The organism is Nocardia xishanensis NBRC 101358, from assembly GCF_001613365.1.
Classification (GTDB): Bacteria; Actinomycetota; Actinomycetes; order Mycobacteriales; family Mycobacteriaceae; genus Nocardia; species Nocardia xishanensis.
Genome location: NZ_BDCF01000012.1, coordinates 1 through 16,395, shown reverse-complemented (window position 1 = coordinate 16,395; position 16,395 = coordinate 1). Strand labels below are relative to the sequence as shown.

The 16,395-nt window shown below is 71.0% G+C and carries 16 protein-coding genes; 10 read left to right on the top strand and 6 right to left on the bottom strand.

Annotation, left to right across the window (positions count from 1 at the left end; all coding sequences use genetic code 11):
- The first annotated feature begins 56 nt into the window (after positions 1-56).
- The 4 genes from NX1_RS11620 to NX1_RS11605 all read left to right on the top strand — a co-directional run bounded on the left by NX1_RS11620 (position 57) and on the right by NX1_RS11605 (position 5,210).
- A complete protein-coding gene (locus tag NX1_RS11620; protein WP_068057817.1) occupies positions 57-1,109 on the top strand; it encodes a methionine synthase in 1,053 nt (350 codons plus the stop codon).
- 70 nt (positions 1,110-1,179) lie between these two features.
- Positions 1,180-3,294 (top strand): NAD-dependent DNA ligase LigA, encoded by a 2,115-nt coding sequence (ligA, locus tag NX1_RS11615; RefSeq protein ID WP_068057571.1) that lies wholly within the window; start codon positions 1,180-1,182, stop codon positions 3,292-3,294.
- A gap of 60 nt (positions 3,295-3,354) precedes the next feature.
- Complete coding sequence (locus NX1_RS11610) at positions 3,355-4,086, top strand: SDR family NAD(P)-dependent oxidoreductase (RefSeq protein WP_068057569.1); 732 nt, start codon at positions 3,355-3,357, stop codon at positions 4,084-4,086.
- Positions 4,083-5,210, top strand: a complete 1,128-nt coding sequence (locus NX1_RS11605) for an S-adenosylmethionine:tRNA ribosyltransferase-isomerase (RefSeq protein ID WP_084501343.1) — start codon at positions 4,083-4,085, stop codon at positions 5,208-5,210. The genes NX1_RS11610 and NX1_RS11605 overlap by 4 nt, the downstream gene beginning before the upstream one ends.
- Positions 5,211-5,264: 54 nt before the next feature.
- On the opposite strand, the gene NX1_RS11600 is transcribed toward NX1_RS11605, so the two are convergent.
- Complete coding sequence (locus NX1_RS11600; protein ID WP_068057567.1) at positions 5,265-5,618, bottom strand: hypothetical protein; 354 nt, start codon at positions 5,616-5,618, stop codon at positions 5,265-5,267.
- Between the two features lie 158 nt (positions 5,619-5,776).
- Here NX1_RS11600 and NX1_RS11595 point away from each other — a divergent pair, with 158 nt between their 5' ends.
- The 3 genes from NX1_RS11595 to NX1_RS11585 all read left to right on the top strand — a co-directional run bounded on the left by NX1_RS11595 (position 5,777) and on the right by NX1_RS11585 (position 8,073).
- Complete coding sequence (locus NX1_RS11595; RefSeq protein ID WP_068057565.1) at positions 5,777-7,021, top strand: AAA family ATPase; 1,245 nt, start codon at positions 5,777-5,779, stop codon at positions 7,019-7,021.
- 154 nt (positions 7,022-7,175) lie between these two features.
- On the top strand, positions 7,176-7,520 hold the full coding sequence (locus NX1_RS11590; protein ID WP_068057562.1) for a hypothetical protein: 345 nt from the start codon (positions 7,176-7,178) through the stop codon (positions 7,518-7,520).
- 46 nt (positions 7,521-7,566) lie between these two features.
- Entirely contained in the window at positions 7,567-8,073 is a 507-nt protein-coding gene (locus NX1_RS11585; protein WP_068057560.1) for a GNAT family N-acetyltransferase, read from the top strand.
- 49 nt (positions 8,074-8,122) lie between these two features.
- Here NX1_RS11585 and NX1_RS11580 read toward each other — a convergent pair whose 3' ends face one another.
- The gene (locus NX1_RS11580; RefSeq protein ID WP_068057558.1) at positions 8,123-8,773 is read right to left on the bottom strand and encodes an ACT domain-containing protein; all 651 of its coding nucleotides are present in this window, start codon (positions 8,771-8,773) and stop codon (positions 8,123-8,125) included.
- A 383-nt stretch (positions 8,774-9,156) separates the two neighbouring features.
- On the opposite strand from NX1_RS11580, the gene gatC reads away from it, so the two are divergent.
- Positions 9,157-9,456 carry an Asp-tRNA(Asn)/Glu-tRNA(Gln) amidotransferase subunit GatC gene (gene gatC / locus NX1_RS11575; RefSeq protein ID WP_068057813.1) on the top strand — a complete coding sequence of 100 codons (300 nt, stop codon included), beginning with the start codon at positions 9,157-9,159 and terminating at the stop codon, positions 9,454-9,456.
- On the top strand, positions 9,453-10,925 hold the full coding sequence (gene gatA, locus NX1_RS11570) for an Asp-tRNA(Asn)/Glu-tRNA(Gln) amidotransferase subunit GatA (RefSeq protein WP_068057557.1): 1,473 nt from the start codon (positions 9,453-9,455) through the stop codon (positions 10,923-10,925). The genes gatC and gatA overlap by 4 nt, the downstream gene beginning before the upstream one ends.
- 87 nt (positions 10,926-11,012) lie before the next feature.
- Here the strand turns inward: gatA and NX1_RS11565 are convergent, their stop codons facing one another.
- The 4 genes from NX1_RS11565 to NX1_RS11550 form a co-directional block, all read right to left on the bottom strand.
- On the bottom strand, positions 11,013-12,257 hold the full coding sequence (locus tag NX1_RS11565) for an SGNH/GDSL hydrolase family protein (protein ID WP_068057554.1): 1,245 nt from the start codon (positions 12,255-12,257) through the stop codon (positions 11,013-11,015).
- 90 nt (positions 12,258-12,347) lie between these two features.
- Complete coding sequence (locus tag NX1_RS11560) at positions 12,348-12,794, bottom strand: SRPBCC domain-containing protein (RefSeq protein ID WP_068057553.1); 447 nt, start codon at positions 12,792-12,794, stop codon at positions 12,348-12,350.
- A 139-nt stretch (positions 12,795-12,933) separates the two neighbouring features.
- Positions 12,934-14,349, bottom strand: a complete 1,416-nt coding sequence (locus NX1_RS11555) for an alpha/beta-hydrolase family protein (RefSeq protein ID WP_084501342.1) — start codon at positions 14,347-14,349, stop codon at positions 12,934-12,936.
- The gene (locus tag NX1_RS11550) at positions 14,346-15,110 is read right to left on the bottom strand and encodes a hypothetical protein (protein ID WP_174555479.1); all 765 of its coding nucleotides are present in this window, start codon (positions 15,108-15,110) and stop codon (positions 14,346-14,348) included. Before NX1_RS11550 ends, NX1_RS11555 begins: the two co-directional genes overlap by 4 nt.
- Positions 15,111-15,279: 169 nt before the next feature.
- Between NX1_RS11550 and NX1_RS11545 the strand changes: the two genes are divergently transcribed.
- Positions 15,280-16,395, top strand: a 1,116-nt coding sequence (locus tag NX1_RS11545) for a sensor histidine kinase (RefSeq protein ID WP_068057552.1), incomplete at its 3' end; no start/stop codon positions are given.

Below are 16,395 nucleotides of genomic sequence, written 5' to 3'. Positions count from 1 at the left end.
TGAGCGAAACCGGTACTGACGCTGCGGCTTCCGCCGAACACGGTGCGGCCGAGCCGTTGACCGGCGGTATCGCGACGGCCGTCGGTTCGTGGCCCGGCGCCGATCCGCGCGAGGCCGCGAACACCGTGCTCGGCGAGCTGGCCGAGCTGACCCACTTGCCCGAGCTACCTGGCCGCGGCGTCGGCGCCGACATGATCGGCCGTGTCTCGGCGCTGCTCGTCGACATGCGTTTCGACACCAGCACCCGCGGCTACCGGCTCGCCGCGCGTCCCGGCGCGGTCTCGCGCCGCGCCCGCGATCTGTTGCGCGCCGACCTGGACGCGCTCGAAGAAGCTTGGGAGACATCGGGTTCGGCGGGCACCGGACGCGTCGTCAAGGTTCAGGCCGCCGGTCCGCTCACGCTGGCCGCCGAGGTAGAGCTGCCCGGCGGGCACCGCGCGCTCACCGATCCCGGTGCGTTGCGCGATCTTTCGGACTCCCTCGCGGAGGGCCTGGCCCAGCACGTGGCCGAGGTGGGCAAACGGCTCGGCGCGCGGGTCGTGCTGCAACTCGACGAGCCGTCGCTGACCGACGTGCTGAACGGTTCGCTGCGCGGGGTCAGCGTGCTGGACACCGTGCGCGCGATGCCGGCCCCGGAGGCGCTCGCCGTGCTCGACGGCGTCATCGAGGCGCAAGCCGCGCCGGTGCTGGTGCACAGCTGCGCCGAGCCGCCCGCGCTGGGCTTTCTGCGCCGCAGCGCGGCCGCAGCGGTCGGTTTCGATGTCGCGACGATCCGCACCCGCGATCTGGACAGCATCGGCGAAACACTCGATGCCGGGAAGCGGCTGGTGCTCGGGTTGGTGCCGACCACCGACCCGGCGGCCAGGACCACCGAGGCGGCGACCAAGGGCGCGCCGCGGCCGGTGACGTGGCGCGAGATCGCGGAACCGGGTGTACGGCTGATCGATCGTCTCGGCTTCCCACGCACCGCGCTGGCCGATCGCGTGCTCGTCGCACCGGCGTGCGGGCTCGGCGGCGCGCCGCTCTCCTGGGCTAGGAAGGCGCTGAGCCTGGCGAACGAGGTCGCCCGCGCCTACGCGGAAGACCCGGAATCGCTGACCTTCTCCTGACCGGTCCTGACCGGGCGGCAGGGCCTCGACGTGCGGGAATGTGTCGGTTCGCTCGACTAATGTGCCTGTCGTGAGTGACAGCGACAGTGCGGCGGTTCCGGCGACGGCAGAGCAGCGGGTGCGGTGGCAGCGGCTGGCGGACGAGGTGCGCGAACACCAGTTCCGCTACTACGTGCGCGACGCGCCGATCATCTCCGACGGGGAGTTCGACGAGTTGCTGCGGCGGCTGCAGGCCATGGAGGACGAACACCCGGATCTGAGGACGCCCGATTCGCCGACTCAGCTGGTCGGCGGCGGTTTCGCGACCGACTTCACCGCGGTCGACCACCTGGAGCGGATGCTGTCGCTGGACAACGTGTTCAGCTACGACGAGCTACGCGCATGGGCCGCGCGGGTGGAGGCAGAGACCGGTCCGGACCTGCACTACCTGTGCGAGGTGAAGATCGACGGCGTCGCGCTCAACCTGGTCTACGAGAAGGGCAGGCTGGTCCGCGCCGCGACCCGTGGCGACGGCCGCACCGGTGAGGACGTCACGCTCAACGCGCGCACCATCGACGACATCCCGGCCGAACTCGCCGTCACCGACGAGTTCCCCGTCCCCGACCTGCTCGAGGTGCGCGGCGAGGTCTACATGCGGCTGGCGGATTTCGAGGCGCTCAACGCGTCCATCGTCGCCGAGGGCAAGCCCCCGTACGCGAACCCGCGCAACACCGCGGCAGGCTCGCTGCGGCAGAAGGACCCGTCGGTCACCGCGCGCAGGCGGCTGCGGATGATCTGTCACGGCTTCGGCCGCATCGAGGGCTACACCCCGGCCTCGCAACACGACGCGTACCTGGCGCTGGCGGCTTGGGGACTGCCGGTCTCCGAGCACACCAGGCGCGTGCACGGCGTCGAAGCGGTGATCGAACGGGTGGCCTACTGGGGCGAACACCGCCACGACATCGAGCACGAGATCGACGGTCAGGTCATCAAGGTCGACGAGATGTCGCTGCAACGCCGCCTCGGATCGACCTCGCGGGCGCCGCGCTGGGCGATCGCCTACAAGTACCCGCCCGAGGAAGCCACGACCAAGCTGCTCGACATCGAGGTCAACGTGGGCCGCACCGGGCGGGTCACCCCGTTCGCGGTGATGGAGCCGGTGTCCGTCGCGGGGTCGACCGTCGCCATGGCGACGCTGCACAACGCCTCGGAGGTCAAGCGCAAGGGCGTGCTGATCGGCGACACGGTCACGATCCGCAAGGCGGGCGACGTGATCCCCGAAGTGCTGGGCCCGGTGGTCGACGCGCGCACCGGCGAGGAACGCGAGTTCGTCATGCCGACGCACTGTCCCGAGTGCGGCACCGAATTGGCGCCGGAGAAGGAGGGCGACGCCGACATCCGCTGCCCGAACCAGCGTTCCTGCCCCGCGCAGCTGCGGGAGCGGGTGTACCACGTGGCCAGCCGCAATGCCTTCGACATCGAGGCGCTCGGCTACGAAGCGGCCATAGACCTGCTGAAGTCCGGCGCGATCACCGACGAGGGCGACCTGTTCGACCTCGACGAGCCCCGCCTGCTCACCACCTCGCTGTTCGCCAACAAGAACGGCAGCCTCTCCGCGAACGGCAAACGGCTGCTCGACAACCTCGACGCCGCCAAGGACCGTCCGCTGTGGCGGGTGCTGGTCGGCCTGTCCATCCGGCACGTCGGCCCCACCGCGGCCAGGGCGCTGGCCGCCGAATTCGGCAGCATGGCGCGGATCGAGTCGGCCACCGCCGAGGAGCTGGGCGCCGCCGACGGCGTCGGCCCGACCATCGCCGCGGCGGCGGCCGAGTGGTTCACCGTCGACTGGCACCGCGCGATCGTGGACAAGTGGCGCGCGGCAGGGGTGCGGATGGAGGACGAGCGCGACGAGTCCATCGAACGCACGCTGGAGGGTCTGTCGATCGTCGTCACCGGTTCGCTGCAAGGCTTTTCCCGCGACGGCGCGAAGGAGGCCATCCTGATCCGCGGCGGCAAGGCGGCGGGCTCGGTCTCCAAGAAGACGGCTTTCGTGGTGATCGGCGAGGCGCCGGGTTCGAAGGCGGCCAAGGCGGAGGAACTCGGCGTGCCGATCCTGGACGAAGACGGATTCCGGTTGCTGCTGGAGCGCGGTCCCGCGGCGGTGACGCCCGCCGGGGCCGCTGCCGGGGAAGACGCCGAGACGTAGCTCGCGGCCGGTGATTTCGCGCGGCGGCGAACGGCACTTGACCTGAACCATGCTTCAGGTATGACGATCGATCGGGTAGGCAACTATCAGGAGACCGTCATGACTCACCGTCCCACCGCCTTGATCACCGGCGCATCGGCCGGGCTCGGCCGCGCGCTCTCCCGGGCGCTGGCCGGGCGCGGCTGGCGGGTGATCGGCACCGCCCGTCGCGCCGACCGGCTCGACCGGGTCCGCGCCGAACTCGGCGCCGCGTTCATCGCCGTCACGGGCGATGTCACCGATCCCGCGCACCGCGCCCGCCTGGCCGAAGTCGCCGCGGGCGCGGGATCGCTCGACCTCGTGGTCAACAATGCCAGCAGGCTCGGACCGAGTCCGCAGCCCCGGCTGGCCGACTATCCGCTCGACGAACTCGAGGCCGTCTACCGCACGAATGTGGTTGCGCCGCTGGCGATCCTGCAAGCGGTGCTGCCGATGCTCGATCTCGGCGGCGTCGTGGTCGACATCAGTTCCGACGCCGCCGTCGAACCGTATCCGGGATGGGGCGGATACGGTTCGGCCAAGGCGGCGCTGGACCAGCTCACCGCGGTCCTCGCGGCCGAGCATCCGGAGCTTGCCATCTACTCCTTCGATCCGGGCGATATGCGCACCGAGATGCACCAGGCCGCGTTCCCCGGCGAGGACATCTCCGATCGGCCGGAACCGGACACCGTCGTGCCCGCGCTGCTGCGGCTGCTCGACGAACGTCCGAAGAACGGCCGCTACACGGCGGCGGATTTCGCGGTGGCGCGATGAGTGAGGCGTCGATCGTGCCCGCGCGGGGCGCACCACGGCACCGCCCGCTGACGAAACACGGGAATGCCGGGGCGGAAACGGCTTCCGCCGGCTGGGCGCGGTTCTTCGACCTGCCCGACCGGTACAACGCCGATGCTCCGCCGGAGACGCGCGGTACGGCGCGGGACGAGGTCCGGCTGCTGGTCGCCGGAGATCGGGCGACCCACGCCCGATTCCGCGAGCTGCCGCACTACTTGCGTCCGGGCGACCTGGTGGTGGTGAACAATTCGGCGACCACCTCCGCCGCCGTCGACTCCGCCATCGGGGACCTGCCGATCACCCTGCACTTCGCCACCTGGCTGGACGACGGCGGCTGGGTGGTCGAGGTTCGGACCCGCGAGCGCACTCCGCTGCCGAGCCGGGAATTGCGGGCAGGCACCGTGATCGAGTTGCCGGACGGCGCGCGCGCGACACTGCGCGGGACGTGGTTGCCGGGGGCGCGCAGGCTGTGGATCGCCGACGTCACTGTTGACCCGCGCGTCCTCATGAACGAGCACGGACGACCGATCACCTACTCCTACGTGCCGCGCCGCTGGTCGCCGTCGTATTACACGACGGTATTCGGGCGGGTGCGAGGCAGCGCGGAAATGCCGAGCGCCGCACGGCCTTTCACGCCCGAAGTGGTGCTCGATCTGGTGACTTCCGGGGTGTCGCTCGCGCCGATCACCCTGCACACCGGCGTCTCGTCACCGGAGGCCGGGGAGCCGCCGAGCCCGGAGCGTTTCGCCGTCCCCGCCGCGACGGCGCGCATGGTGAACGACACCGCGGCCGCGGGCGGTCGGATCGTCGCGGTGGGCACCACGGTCACCAGGGCGCTGGAATCCGCCGCCGACGAGGCGGGCCGGGTGCGGCCGGCGAGCGGATGGACCGAGCTGGTCCTCGGCGCGGACCGTCCGGCCAGGGTGGTCGACGGCCTGATCACCGGATGGCACGCGCCGGGAGCGTCGCACCTGGATCTGCTGGTCGCGGTCACGGGGGAGGCCACGGTGCGCCGTGCCTACGCCGAGGCGCTCGACACCGGCTATCTGTGGCACGAATTCGGCGACAGCGCACTGCTTTTCCGCGGCGAGGGACACGCCGCGTGACTCGCACCGAGGCACATGGTCGTCGAGCGCGAACGTCGTCGGGCGATGCCTCGATCAGGCGGGCGTGACCTGCACGGTCGCGCTCTGCTGTCCTTCGAGCTCGAAGCGTGCGCAGTGCCCGCCCGGCTCGAGTTCGACATGTCGACGGTTGATCCGCCGCGGACCGGTGGTGTCCACGACGACCTTGGTGCCGCCGGTCGAACACACCTTGCTCACCGCGGGTAGCGCGGTGTAGGTCGCGCTGCCGCTCTGGCACAGATTGGTGGAGTTGTTCAGGAAGACCCGTGCGGTTCCGTCCTGGCACGGCGCCTCGGCGACCGCCGTCTGCGGTATCGCGACCACCGCGCCCGCGGCGATCGCCCCGATCACCGAACCGCGGATCGCGAGCCGACGAAGCGTACGTGTCATCGCTGGACCTCATCCCTTGGAGACGTTCGAACAGCCACGCCCCCACAGGAGCTAGCGCCAGCATGCTAACCCCGATCGCCCCCGCTGTCCGCGCGTACGCCGCGCCGGGGTGGAGGGTTGGTGTCGCTTCGCGGCACGTGAGACGGAAGTATGGCGGCATGCTGCGGAGTTTTCAGGTGACCAACCACAAATCGCTGGCCGACCGGCAGGAGTTGCGGCTGACCAAGGGGAGCGGGCCGGTGGCGGTGCCGGTGACCGCGGTGCACGGTGGGACGGCGGCGGGGAAGACGAGCCTGATCGACGCGCTCGGGCACATGCGCGACGCGGTGCTGCATTCGGTCACCGGCTGGGATCCGTACGCGGGCCCGGTTCGCTCGCCGCACTTGGGTTTTCCGGACCGGCCCACCGAGTTCGTCGCGGGGTTCGTCGCCGAGGGCTGCCCGTTCAGCTACGGCTTCCGGCTGGACAACGCCGAGGTGACGGCCGAGTGGTTGCACAGTCACCCGCGCTCGCGCAAGCGAATCGTGTTCGAGCGCAACGGCGAACAGATCAAGATCGGCCCCATGTTCGAGGCCGCGCGCTACGGCATCGCCGCGCTGGTGCCGCTGGTGCGCCCGAACGCGTTGCTGCTCAGCCTCGCCGGGCAGATGTACGCCGAGGCGCTGGTACCCGCCTACCGGTGGTTCTCCTCGATGCTGGAGGTGCAGCGCGGCACGGTCGAGCCGGAAGCGGTGGCGCACCGGCTGGGCAGCCACATCTCGCGTTCCCCGGACAACGCGGCGCGGCTGCTGCTCTTGCTGCGCGCCGCCGAACTGGGCATCACGGATCTGCTGATCGCCGATCATGACCCGCTCTACGCCGACTATCTACGCGAACTCGACGCCGACATCGAAGGCGCGGCGAAACAGGTCGAGCTGTGCGCCACCTCGCCCGCGCATGCCGACCGGCTGCTACAGGAAACCGGGGTCACACCGCTGCTGCTGGAACGGGAGCTGACGAACTTGCGCGCTGCCAGGGACGCGCTCTACACCCGCATGGTGGCCCGGCGTGGGGTCGGGCTGCGCCTCGTGCACGCGGGCATCGACACTCCGTTCGTCATCACCGACGAATCCGCCGCGACGCTCTCACTGCTGCGTCTGCTGCCAACCATGCTCGACGCGCTCGACAACGGCCGGGTGCTCGCGGTCGACGACATCGGTGCACACCTGCCCGCCGAACAGGCCGACCGGCTGATCCAGCTGTTCCAGAACCCGGAGACCAACGCCAACGGCGCCCAACTGGTCTTCACCACCGACAGCCGCTCGCTGATCGATCGGGGCAACGGGCGTTCGCAACGCACCCGCACCGCGGTCTGGCAGGTCCGCCGCACCGAGCTCGGAGCCACCGAACTCGCCGCGCTCTGACCCGCCGGCCCCGGCGCCGTCCTCGCAGGTCGTTCGTACGCTTCGCAGGTGGAGCAACCTCTGCGAAGCGAGTGGAAGGTCTGCGAGGACGGGTCGACCAGGTGTTGGGGGTTGTGTGGTGCTGGCTTGGGGACTGGGTTCATACGATGGGGGCATGCTGGAATTCGCAATGCTGGTGATCATGGTCACCACGCTCGTGGCGCTGCTGGTGGCCTATCGCCGGGGGCGGCAGGGCTTCCAGCCCGCCGAACCGGAGTCCGGCACGCTGTACGTCACGGGCGTGAGCCCGCGCCCGGACGCCGAGGGTGAGCAGTTCGTCACCATCACCGGCAATCTGTTCGGTCCCTCGGTGCCGGAGACCGTGGTCTACGGCCGCTTCGTGTGGGACGTGAACCATTGGCCCGCGATCGGCGATTACATCCCGGTCGTCTACCCGCACGGCAAGCCGGATCGGTGGCAGATCGCTCAGCCCGGCGGTCGTCCGGGCCCCGGCTTCTGAACTGGTCGGATGTCAAGGTCGCCCGCGGCGGTGGCAGGATGCCGGTATGGGCGTGCACGAGATGGTCATCCGGACGGCGACTCCGGAGGAGTACGCCGCGATCGGCGAGCTGACCGTCGACGTCTACGTGGGCGAGGGCTATGTTCCGCCGGGCAGCCCGTACGCCGCCGAGCTCGCCGACACCGTGCGCAGGGCGGCCGCGGCGCAGGTCTTGGTCGCGGTGCACGACGATCGGGTGATCGGCTCGCTCACCGTCGCCCGCTACGGGATGCCCTACGCGGAGATCGCCAGGCCGGGCGAGCTGGAGTTCCGCATGCTCGCGGTCGACAAGCGGGCGCGCGGCCTCGGCGCGGGAACGGCGCTGGTGCGCACCGTGCTCGAGCTGGCGGCCGCGGAATCGTGCGAGGCGGTGGCGTTGACCACCATGCCCGCGATGGTCGACGCCCGCCGCATCTACGACCGCTTCGGTTTCGTCGCCGTGCCGGAACGGGACTGGACGACCCCCGCGGGCGAACTGCTCACCGTCTTGCGCTTGGCCCTCGCCGAGAGCTGACCGCGGGCGCGACTCCGGTTGTGCGGCAAGCCCGCCCGAGACGTTCGAGTCAGCCGAGAACGGTCGCGACGATGCCCGCCAGGTAGCCGAGCCGGGCCACCTCCGACGGACGGAAGTCCGGTCCGCCCGGCCTGCCGAGCAGCAGCACCTTGCCCGTGTTGCCGAGCGGCGCGGCGGCCAGCTTGGTGTCCATATCGCGCCAGATCTGCGGCACCCAGTCGGCCTCCGGGTCGAGCACCGACGGCTTCTCCAGCGGCATCCACGGCGCCGAACCGGCCTGCGTCTGCGGCGCGCTCTGGCTCCCGACCACCCGGTACGCGCCGTGCGGGCCCAGGTCGATCACCGTGCTCCAGCCGACCCGCAGCACCCGGGGCACGCCGTCGACGAGCACTTGCAGCCGGTCGTCGCGGGCGCTGGCCACCTGGTCGATGAGCTCGAGTTCACGGTGGGTGTCCAGCACGCCCGAATAGGGGCGGATGGAGTCCACGTGCACGTCGCCGATCGATTCCGCGGCGGTGATCAGGGTGTCCGGGAGTGCGTTGGGTGGAACTTCCACGACGAGATCGTCCACGGCGAAGCCTGCCCCGCGTTCCACCACATCCAGCGAGAGGATGTCGGCGCCGACGGAACCCAATGCGAGCGCGAGTGCGCCGAGGCTTCCCGGGCGATCCGGAAGTTGCACGCGAAGCAGGTAAGACACGCGCGTTCCTTTCCTCTGGCCGGCCGAGCCTGGTGGTCGGATACCCGGATGACGCAATACTTACACCCCCGACGCCGTGTTATCGACTCGAAGCGCTGCCAGTGACGAACGCCACGTGGCGGTTTCGCGACATTGCGGCGTGTCGGGCTAGATTCGGCGGTGTGTCGTCGGAGTACATGCGGTCGGATGGGCGGTCGGTCGCGCGGCGTACCGCCGGTGCGTTCACCGCGTCCCTGTCGTGACCGGGGTGGGCGGAGGTGACCGGGTGGGCGGAGCCATCCCGGTCGCCGACTAACATCTTCCGTGCACGATGTGAGCCGAGCGCGAGCACGGTCGTCGTGCACGGCCCACCCATGCACAACCATGCCGAAAGGGGTCCCGCGGTGCCCGCCATCTCCCGCGACGAGGTCGCACACCTCGCCCGGCTGTCCCGGCTCGCGCTGTCCGACGCCGAACTGGATCAGTTCGCCGGTCAGCTGGATTCGATCCTGAGCCACGTGCGGACCATCTCCGAGGTCGCCGCCGCCGACGTCCCGGCCACGTCCTCGCCGAATCCGGCGACCAACGTGACCCGCCCCGACGAGCTCGTGCCCGGCCTGACGCCGCACGAGGCGTTGGCGGCCGCGCCCGCGGTCGACGAGCAGCGCTTCATGGTGCCGCAGATTCTGGGAGAGGGCGAATGACCGATCTGACCACCCTCAGCGCGGCCGAGCTGGCCGCGAAGATCCACGCGCGCGAGGTGACCTCGGCCGAGGTCACCCAGGCGCACCTGGATCGGATCGCCGAGGTGGACGGCGAGCTCAACGCGTTCCTGCACGTGGCGGGCGAGCACGCGCTCGCGGCCGCGTCCGCGGTGGACGCGGCGCTGGCCGACGGGCAGGCTCCTGCCTCGCCGCTGGCCGGAGTTCCGTTGGCGCTCAAGGACGTCTTCACCACCACGGACATGCCGACCACCTGCGCCTCGAAGATCCTCGAGGGCTGGATGTCGCCGTACGACGCGACGTTGACGTCCAAGCTGCGCGCGGCGGGCATACCGATTCTCGGCAAGACCAACATGGACGAGTTCGCCATGGGCTCCTCCACCGAGAACTCCGCCTACGGCCCCACGCGCAACCCGTGGGACACCACGAGGATCCCCGGTGGTTCCGGCGGTGGCTCGGCGGCCGCGCTCGCCTCCTATCAGGCGCCGCTGGCCATCGGTACCGACACCGGCGGCTCGATCCGGCAGCCCGCCGCGGTGACCGCGACCGTCGGCACCAAGCCGACCTACGGCACGGTCTCGCGCTTCGGCCTCGTCGCCTGCGCGTCCTCGCTGGATCAGGGCGGCCCCTGCGGCCGCACGGTGCTCGACACCGCTCTGCTGCACGAGGTGATCGCCGGATACGACCCGAGGGACTCCACCTCGCGCAACGTGCCGGTGCCGCCGGTGGTTGCCGCCGCCCGCGAAGGCGCGGCGGGCGATCTGCGCGGCGTGAAGATCGGCGTGGTCAAGGAACTGCACTCGGACAGCTACCAGCCAGGCGTGCTCGCCTCCTTCGACGCCGCCGTCGGCGTGCTGAAGGAGCTGGGCGCCGAGGTCGTCGAGGTGTCGTGCCCGCACTTCGAATACGGCCTGCCGTCCTACTACCTGGTGATGCCGTCGGAGGTGTCGTCGAACCTGGCGCGTTTCGACGCCATGCGCTACGGCCTGCGCGTCGGCGACGACGGCACGCACAGCGCCGAGCAGGTCATGGCGATGACCCGCGCGGCGGGCTTCGGCCCCGAGGTCAAGCGCCGCATCATGATCGGCACCTACGCGCTCTCGGCGGGTTACTACGACGCCTACTACGGTCAGGCGCTCAAGGTCCGCACGCTGATCGCGCGCGACTTCGACGCCGCCTACGAGCAGGTCGACGTGCTGGTCTCGCCGACGAGCCCGTTCACCCCGTGGAAGCTGGGCGAGAAGGTCGACGACCCGCTGGCCATGTACCTGTCGGACCTGTGCACGCTGCCCACCAACCTGGCGGGCCACCCGGCCATGTCGGTGCCGTCGGGTCTGAGCAAGGACGACGGCATGCCGGTGGGCCTGCAGATCATGGCGCCCGCGCTGGCCGACGACCGGCTGTACCGGGTGGGCGCGGCCTACGAGGCCGCCCGCGGGCCCGTCGCCTGACGACGGATCGGACAACGGCGAGCGGGCCGGGGCGCGATGCCCCGGCCCGCTCGCCGTTCGGTCGATGTTCAACTGTTCGGTCGGTGTTCAGCGCAGGTCGGCGAGATTCACCGCTTCCGCCATCGCGCGGTAGCCGGCGTCATTGGGGTGCAAGCGATCTCCGCTGTCGAAGGCGGGGTGCAACCGGCTCGGGTTCGCCGGATCGGCGAGCGCGGCGGCGGTGTCGACGACCGCGTCGTATTCACCCGAGGTGCGGATCCATTCGTTGACGGCGAGGCGCTTGGCTTCGGCCCCCGGCGTGTCGTACGGCGAACCGCCCAACGGCAGGATGGTCGCGCCGATGACGCGAAGTCCGGCGGCGCGGGCACGGGCGATCAGCTCCCGGTGCGCGGCGATCAGCTGGTCCGCCGAGACCGGTACCGGGGGTTCGCCCAGGTTGGCCGCGCCCGTGCTGAGGCCGATGTCGTTGGCGCCCTCCAGGATGATCACCGTGCCGGCGCCCGGCTGGTCGAGGACGTCGTGCTGGAAGCGGCGCAGCGCGCTGTCGCCGAGCCAGTCGGAGTCGACAGTCACCCGGTTGCCGCCGATGCCCTGGTTCAGCACCGCGCGCGGGACGCCTGCGGCGGCGAGGCGTTCGGCGAGTTCGTCGGGGAAGCGGTTGTCCGCGTCGGCGTTCGATCCGACGCCATCGGTGATGGAATCGCCGAAGGCCACCACGGCGGACCGGTTCGGCGCGAGATCGGCCACCTCGACGCCCGCCAGGTAGTACCAGGTCGCGGTGGTTTCGGTGAACGCGGCGGCGGTCGGGTCGGCGCGGTGATCGCCCGCGGCGCGGTAGGTGGTGGCGATGGCCTGCGCGTGCTGCGTCGCGGGGCCGGTCGGCTCGGCGAAGTACAGCGTGATGGTGATCGAGTCGAAGGCATTGAGCGGCAACGGGGCCGGATCGGTGACGAGGTCGGCGCCCGGCGCGATCACGAAGGTGGGTGACATCCCGACGGTCAGATTCGACAGGGTCTCGGGCTGGATCGCTCCCGCGCCCGCTGTTCGCGCGATGGTCGCGCCGGTGATCGTCAGCGGCGCTGCGCCGTAGCGGTTGGTCAGCCGCACCCGTGTGGTGAGGCCGCCCTCGCTGACCCGAACCACCTGGCGCAGTGTCTGATTCGCGAAGCCTTCTTGGGCCCAGTTCGTCACGAACGCGCGGCTCGGCAGATGCGGCGACGTCGCCCACGCCGTGGTCCACCCCGGCGGGTCAGCGGGGCGCGCAGCCGCGCCCGCGGCGGTGAACGGTAGCAGGATCAGCAGCAGAGCCAGCAGGGCTCGGACGATACGCACGGCGTAATCCGTTCTCTCGTGGTCGAACTCGGCGAATCGCCGAACAGGACGACACAACCACGAGAGAGCGGAGACGATTCCCGGCGCGCGTCAGGCGGTGCGCAGCGTCTCGGCGCGGCGCTGGATGCCCGCGGTCATGCCCTCGAAACCGCGGCGCAGATTCGCACCGAGCGCCGCGGCCACCACCGGGTGGAGCCAGCCGCCGAGTTCGAAATGCGATTCGTAGCGGGTGCGATCGGCGTTCACCGCGGTCACGGTGTGCGAGCGCAGGCTGTGTAGCGCGCCGAGGGGCACCGGCTTCATCGAGTAGCTGAGTTCACGGCCGGGAGTGTGGCTGCGAATCCATTCGCGCTGGCGCCGCGGGGTGGAGCCGTAGACCTGCACGAGCATGTCGATCGGTTCGCCGGGCGTCAGCGTGCTCTCGCATTCGGTGACGAAGGGGTTCCACTCGCCGTAGCGGGGGAGGTCCGTGATCACCTGCCACACCAGGTCGGCCGGTGCGTCGATGTACACGGCCGCGTCGATGACAAAGCCCATGGGAGCAAATTAGAACAAGTTCTACTGTCGCGTCAATGAACTGCCCCGCTGAGTGGGAGCTCAGCGAGGACCGGCGCGGTCGGCATGGATCTTGCGTCGGCTGGTGCGCATGGCGTGAGCCCGGCGCTGACCAGGGCAGTCAGCAGGAACTGAGCGCCGTGCCCTGGTCGATGCCGTAGCGGTGGCCGTGGCCGGGTGGCGCGTCGAGAGCCGCGAGGAGATCCGCAGTGGTCTGCACGAAACTCACCCCCGGGAGCCAGCGTGGGATGGGGGCGTCGATCCGGACTCCGGTCAGGTCGGGCGCCCGCCACAGCAGTGCGGGCGACCAGTGCACGACCGGATCAGAGCTGTTGGCCAGCACGGTCGCGCCCGCGCGGTGCACATCGCCCGCGGGCGGACCGGCCCACAGCACGGCGCAGGTGCGGCGGTCCTGCTCGGCATCGTCGGCGAAGATCGCGCTGCCGCCGAGGGCGCCGAGGCTCTGGCCGTAGACGAACAACCGAGGGGGTTCGGACATGGCGCGCAGGCGTCGTTCCACGGCGTCGAAGAGGGCGCGGGCGGCCGCGACGGCATCGGCGCGGCCGAAGACGAACGTCGCCCAGCTCGGCGCGTACGAGTACTGGAGACCGACCACCGCCACGTCGCCGCCGAAGCGCTCGGCGAAACCGGTCACCGCGCCCGCGTCGATCCAGCCGGATCCGGTCGGCAGCGCGACCACGACATTGGACCGGTCGAGCCCGCCCGAGCGCTCCAGCTCCCGGATCGCCAGCGCCACACGGGATTCGAGATCCGGCGCGGAGTCGAGTCCGATGTACACGCGCACCGGCCCTTCCGGTCCTCCGCTGACGAACTTGCGGCCCTGCGCGCCGAGCGAAGGCCAGCTGACCGCCGATTCGGCGCTGCCCGATCTGGTGCGCGAAACGGGTTGCGTCAGCAACGGATCCATCGCGACGTTGGCGGCCGCGTAAACCTGCTGACGCCAACCGACCACCGCGGGCGTCAGCACGAGGTAGCCCACCGCCGCGGCGACCAGTCCGAGCGCCGAGCCGCGCAGCAGCCCGAGTTTGCGCAGCACCCAGCGCAGCGCCTTCGCCACCCCGACGACCAGACCGGTGAGCAGTGTCGCGCCGATCGCACAGCGCAGCCAGTACCCGGGCCCGATCTGCGGGGTGCCCATGGCGGCGCGCAGATCGTTCTGCCAGTGGCCTGCGCGCCACGCGGCGACCGCGACCGCCGCGACCGCCGCGAGGAGCAGTGCCCCGCGGTAGTGACCGAAGCGCTCGTCGACGTCGAAGTGCCAGCGGCGGAGCAGCATTCGCAGTATCGCGGCGAACCCGAGCGCGCACGAGATCAAGAGAGCGGTGAGGATCGCCTGCGCGCCGGCCGTGCGGGGGAGCAGACTCGGCGCGAGCGAGAGAAGCGCTCCGACGACGACTGCCAGCGTCGTCCCGATGCCCGGTGCGGTCGTGAACCGGGTCCAACCCGGGCGCTTCGGCTGCGGTGCCTCCGGCGTGGGGTCTGCGCTGTCGGTGAGTCGCTGTGCGGTGGTGGTCATGCCGAAACTCCCACGGCGACTGCATCGTTCGACACCCGCGCGGCAAGGGTGCTCGCTTGCCGCGGTGCGCCGAGGACGAGCGTGAGGAGCGCGCCGAGACCGAGCAGCCCGAGCCCCGCGAGACCGACCAGCCAGCCGCCGCGTCCGGCCGCCGCACCGCCAGCGCCGAGCAGCGTCTCGACGACGGGCGCCCCGTAATGCTGGCGGCGCGAGTTCAGATCGACCACGGTGTCGGCGATATCCGCCATCGCGTAGCACCTGGCCCGCCCCCACGGTTCGGTGCGGGCGTCGCACGCCGCCCGCATCCGGCGGTCAAGCGCCGCGTCGACGGCCTGCCTCGCCCACGGACCGAGCGGCTCGCCGCGCCGATCCGCGTAGCGCAGCAGGTCGTACCCGAGATCGTGTGCCTTGCAGGCGGTCTCGAACTCGGCGGGCAGCGGGACGGGTGAGGAGCAGTCACCGCTCGGATTGGCCAGCAGGCCGCGCACCGGGACCGGCCGATAACCGAGCACGGTCGCGAAGTCGTCCGGAATTGCTGCCGCCGAGGCTGTCTCGCCGGAGGTGAGGGCGGCGATCGCGGTGGCGGCCGCGACGTTCTCGACGACGGGATGCGCGGCGCTCGCCGCTTGTGCCGCGGGGGCCAGGGCGACAACGGCCGACATCGTGGTCAGCGCCGCGGCCGCCAGCGCCGCGGCCCGGCGCAGCCCGGCGGGGGCGGCGTCCTGGCGGCGGTCGGGGGCGGCGATGGTCTCGGTCCTCATGGGCCTCGACGCTAGGAACGGCCAACGCCCACCGGCCTCCCGCCGCGGTGCGGTTTCGGTCGCCGTGCCGTCGGGGGAGCGGGTCCGTCGTCTCCCACCGCGGTACGGGGTATCAATTCACCCTTGGGTATGAGGCACGCGACGGGCCAGGGTTCCTAGGGTCGTCATCATGAAGCAGAAGACCCGTGGCCTGACGGAGCGGATGGACGCGCGCGCATGGTTCGACGCTTTCGTCGTGCTCTCCGCGCTGATCCTCTACTCCGTCGCGTGGCCGACGCTGCACCTCACGCACGCCGTGTCGCCGGGAGCGCAGCCGTTCATCGCCGCGCTGGCCGCGTTCCCGATCCTGCTCGTGCGGGTCAACCCGGCGCTGGGCTGGGCCATCTCGGCGGGCTCTGCGCTGCTCATCGCGCTGGCCATCCCGCACCAGCCGAACAATGATCTGCCGTTCCAGGTGGTGCAGGTGATCGTGCTGATCGCGCTGCTGTTCGCGGTGGGGCTGCGAGCGCCGGTGCAGATCGTCGCGGTCGCCTGGGGCGCGACCTCGCTGTTGTTCGGCACCACCATGCCGGGCGAGGGCGAGGCGTTCGCCAACGCCGCATGGGGCTGGCCCATCGCGCTGGCCGCGGTGGTGCTGTTCGCCCTGCTCGTCCGATGGCTGGTGCTCTCGCGCAGGGAACTGCTGCGCCGAGAGGAGGAGAACGAGCTGGAGCGGGCCCGCCGCGCGATTCTGGAGGAGAAAGCGCGCATCGCCCGCGACCTGCACGATGTGGTCGCCCATCACATGTCCCTGGTCGTGGTGCAGGCGCAGACGGCGCCGTACCGGGTGGAGGGGGTGACCCCGGCCGCGCGCGCCGAATTCGAATCGATCGGCGCCACCGCGCGCGAGGCGCTCAACGAGATCCGCGGCATGCTCGGCGTGCTGCGCAGCGACGGACAGCTGCCAGAACACGCGCCGCAACCGAAGGCCGAGGATGTGCTCACCCTGTTCGACAGCGCCGAGCGCGCGGGCGTCACGATCGACTGGACGGTCGAGGGCGAGCTCGGCTCGGTACCGGAGACCACTGGGCTCGCGCTGTACCGGATCGCCCAGGAGTCGCTGTCGAACGCTTCGCGGCACGCGCCGGGAGCGCCGGTGCGGGTGGAGATCGTCTGCGGCATGGAACTACACCTGCGGGTGGTGAACGGACCCGGCGCGACGCCGGCGCGGCCGGTCGGCAACGGCGGCCACGGCATCGCGGGCATGCGGGCGAGGGCGTTGGCCGTCGGTGGCGAGGTCACCGCC

What these genes read in the sequence shown, in the direction of transcription:
- NX1_RS11600 (WP_068057567.1), bottom strand. Translation starts at nt 5,618, where the DNA reads ATGACACGTACGCTTCGTCGGCTCGCGATCCGCGGTTCGGTGATCGGG.
- NX1_RS11605 (WP_084501343.1), top strand. Translation starts at nt 4,083, where the DNA reads ATGAGTGAGGCGTCGATCGTGCCCGCGCGGGGCGCACCACGGCACCGC.
- NX1_RS11560 (WP_068057553.1), bottom strand. Translation starts at nt 12,794, where the DNA reads ATGGGCTTTGTCATCGACGCGGCCGTGTACATCGACGCACCGGCCGAC.
- NX1_RS11555 (WP_084501342.1), bottom strand. Translation starts at nt 14,349, where the DNA reads ATGACCACCACCGCACAGCGACTCACCGACAGCGCAGACCCCACGCCG.
- NX1_RS11550 (WP_174555479.1), bottom strand. Translation starts at nt 15,110, where the DNA reads ATGAGGACCGAGACCATCGCCGCCCCCGACCGCCGCCAGGACGCCGCC.
- NX1_RS11590 (WP_068057562.1), top strand. Translation starts at nt 7,176, where the DNA reads ATGCTGGAATTCGCAATGCTGGTGATCATGGTCACCACGCTCGTGGCG.
- gatA (WP_068057557.1), top strand. Translation starts at nt 9,453, where the DNA reads ATGACCGATCTGACCACCCTCAGCGCGGCCGAGCTGGCCGCGAAGATC.
- NX1_RS11585 (WP_068057560.1), top strand. Translation starts at nt 7,567, where the DNA reads ATGGGCGTGCACGAGATGGTCATCCGGACGGCGACTCCGGAGGAGTAC.
- NX1_RS11595 (WP_068057565.1), top strand. Translation starts at nt 5,777, where the DNA reads ATGCTGCGGAGTTTTCAGGTGACCAACCACAAATCGCTGGCCGACCGG.
- NX1_RS11610 (WP_068057569.1), top strand. Translation starts at nt 3,355, where the DNA reads ATGACGATCGATCGGGTAGGCAACTATCAGGAGACCGTCATGACTCAC.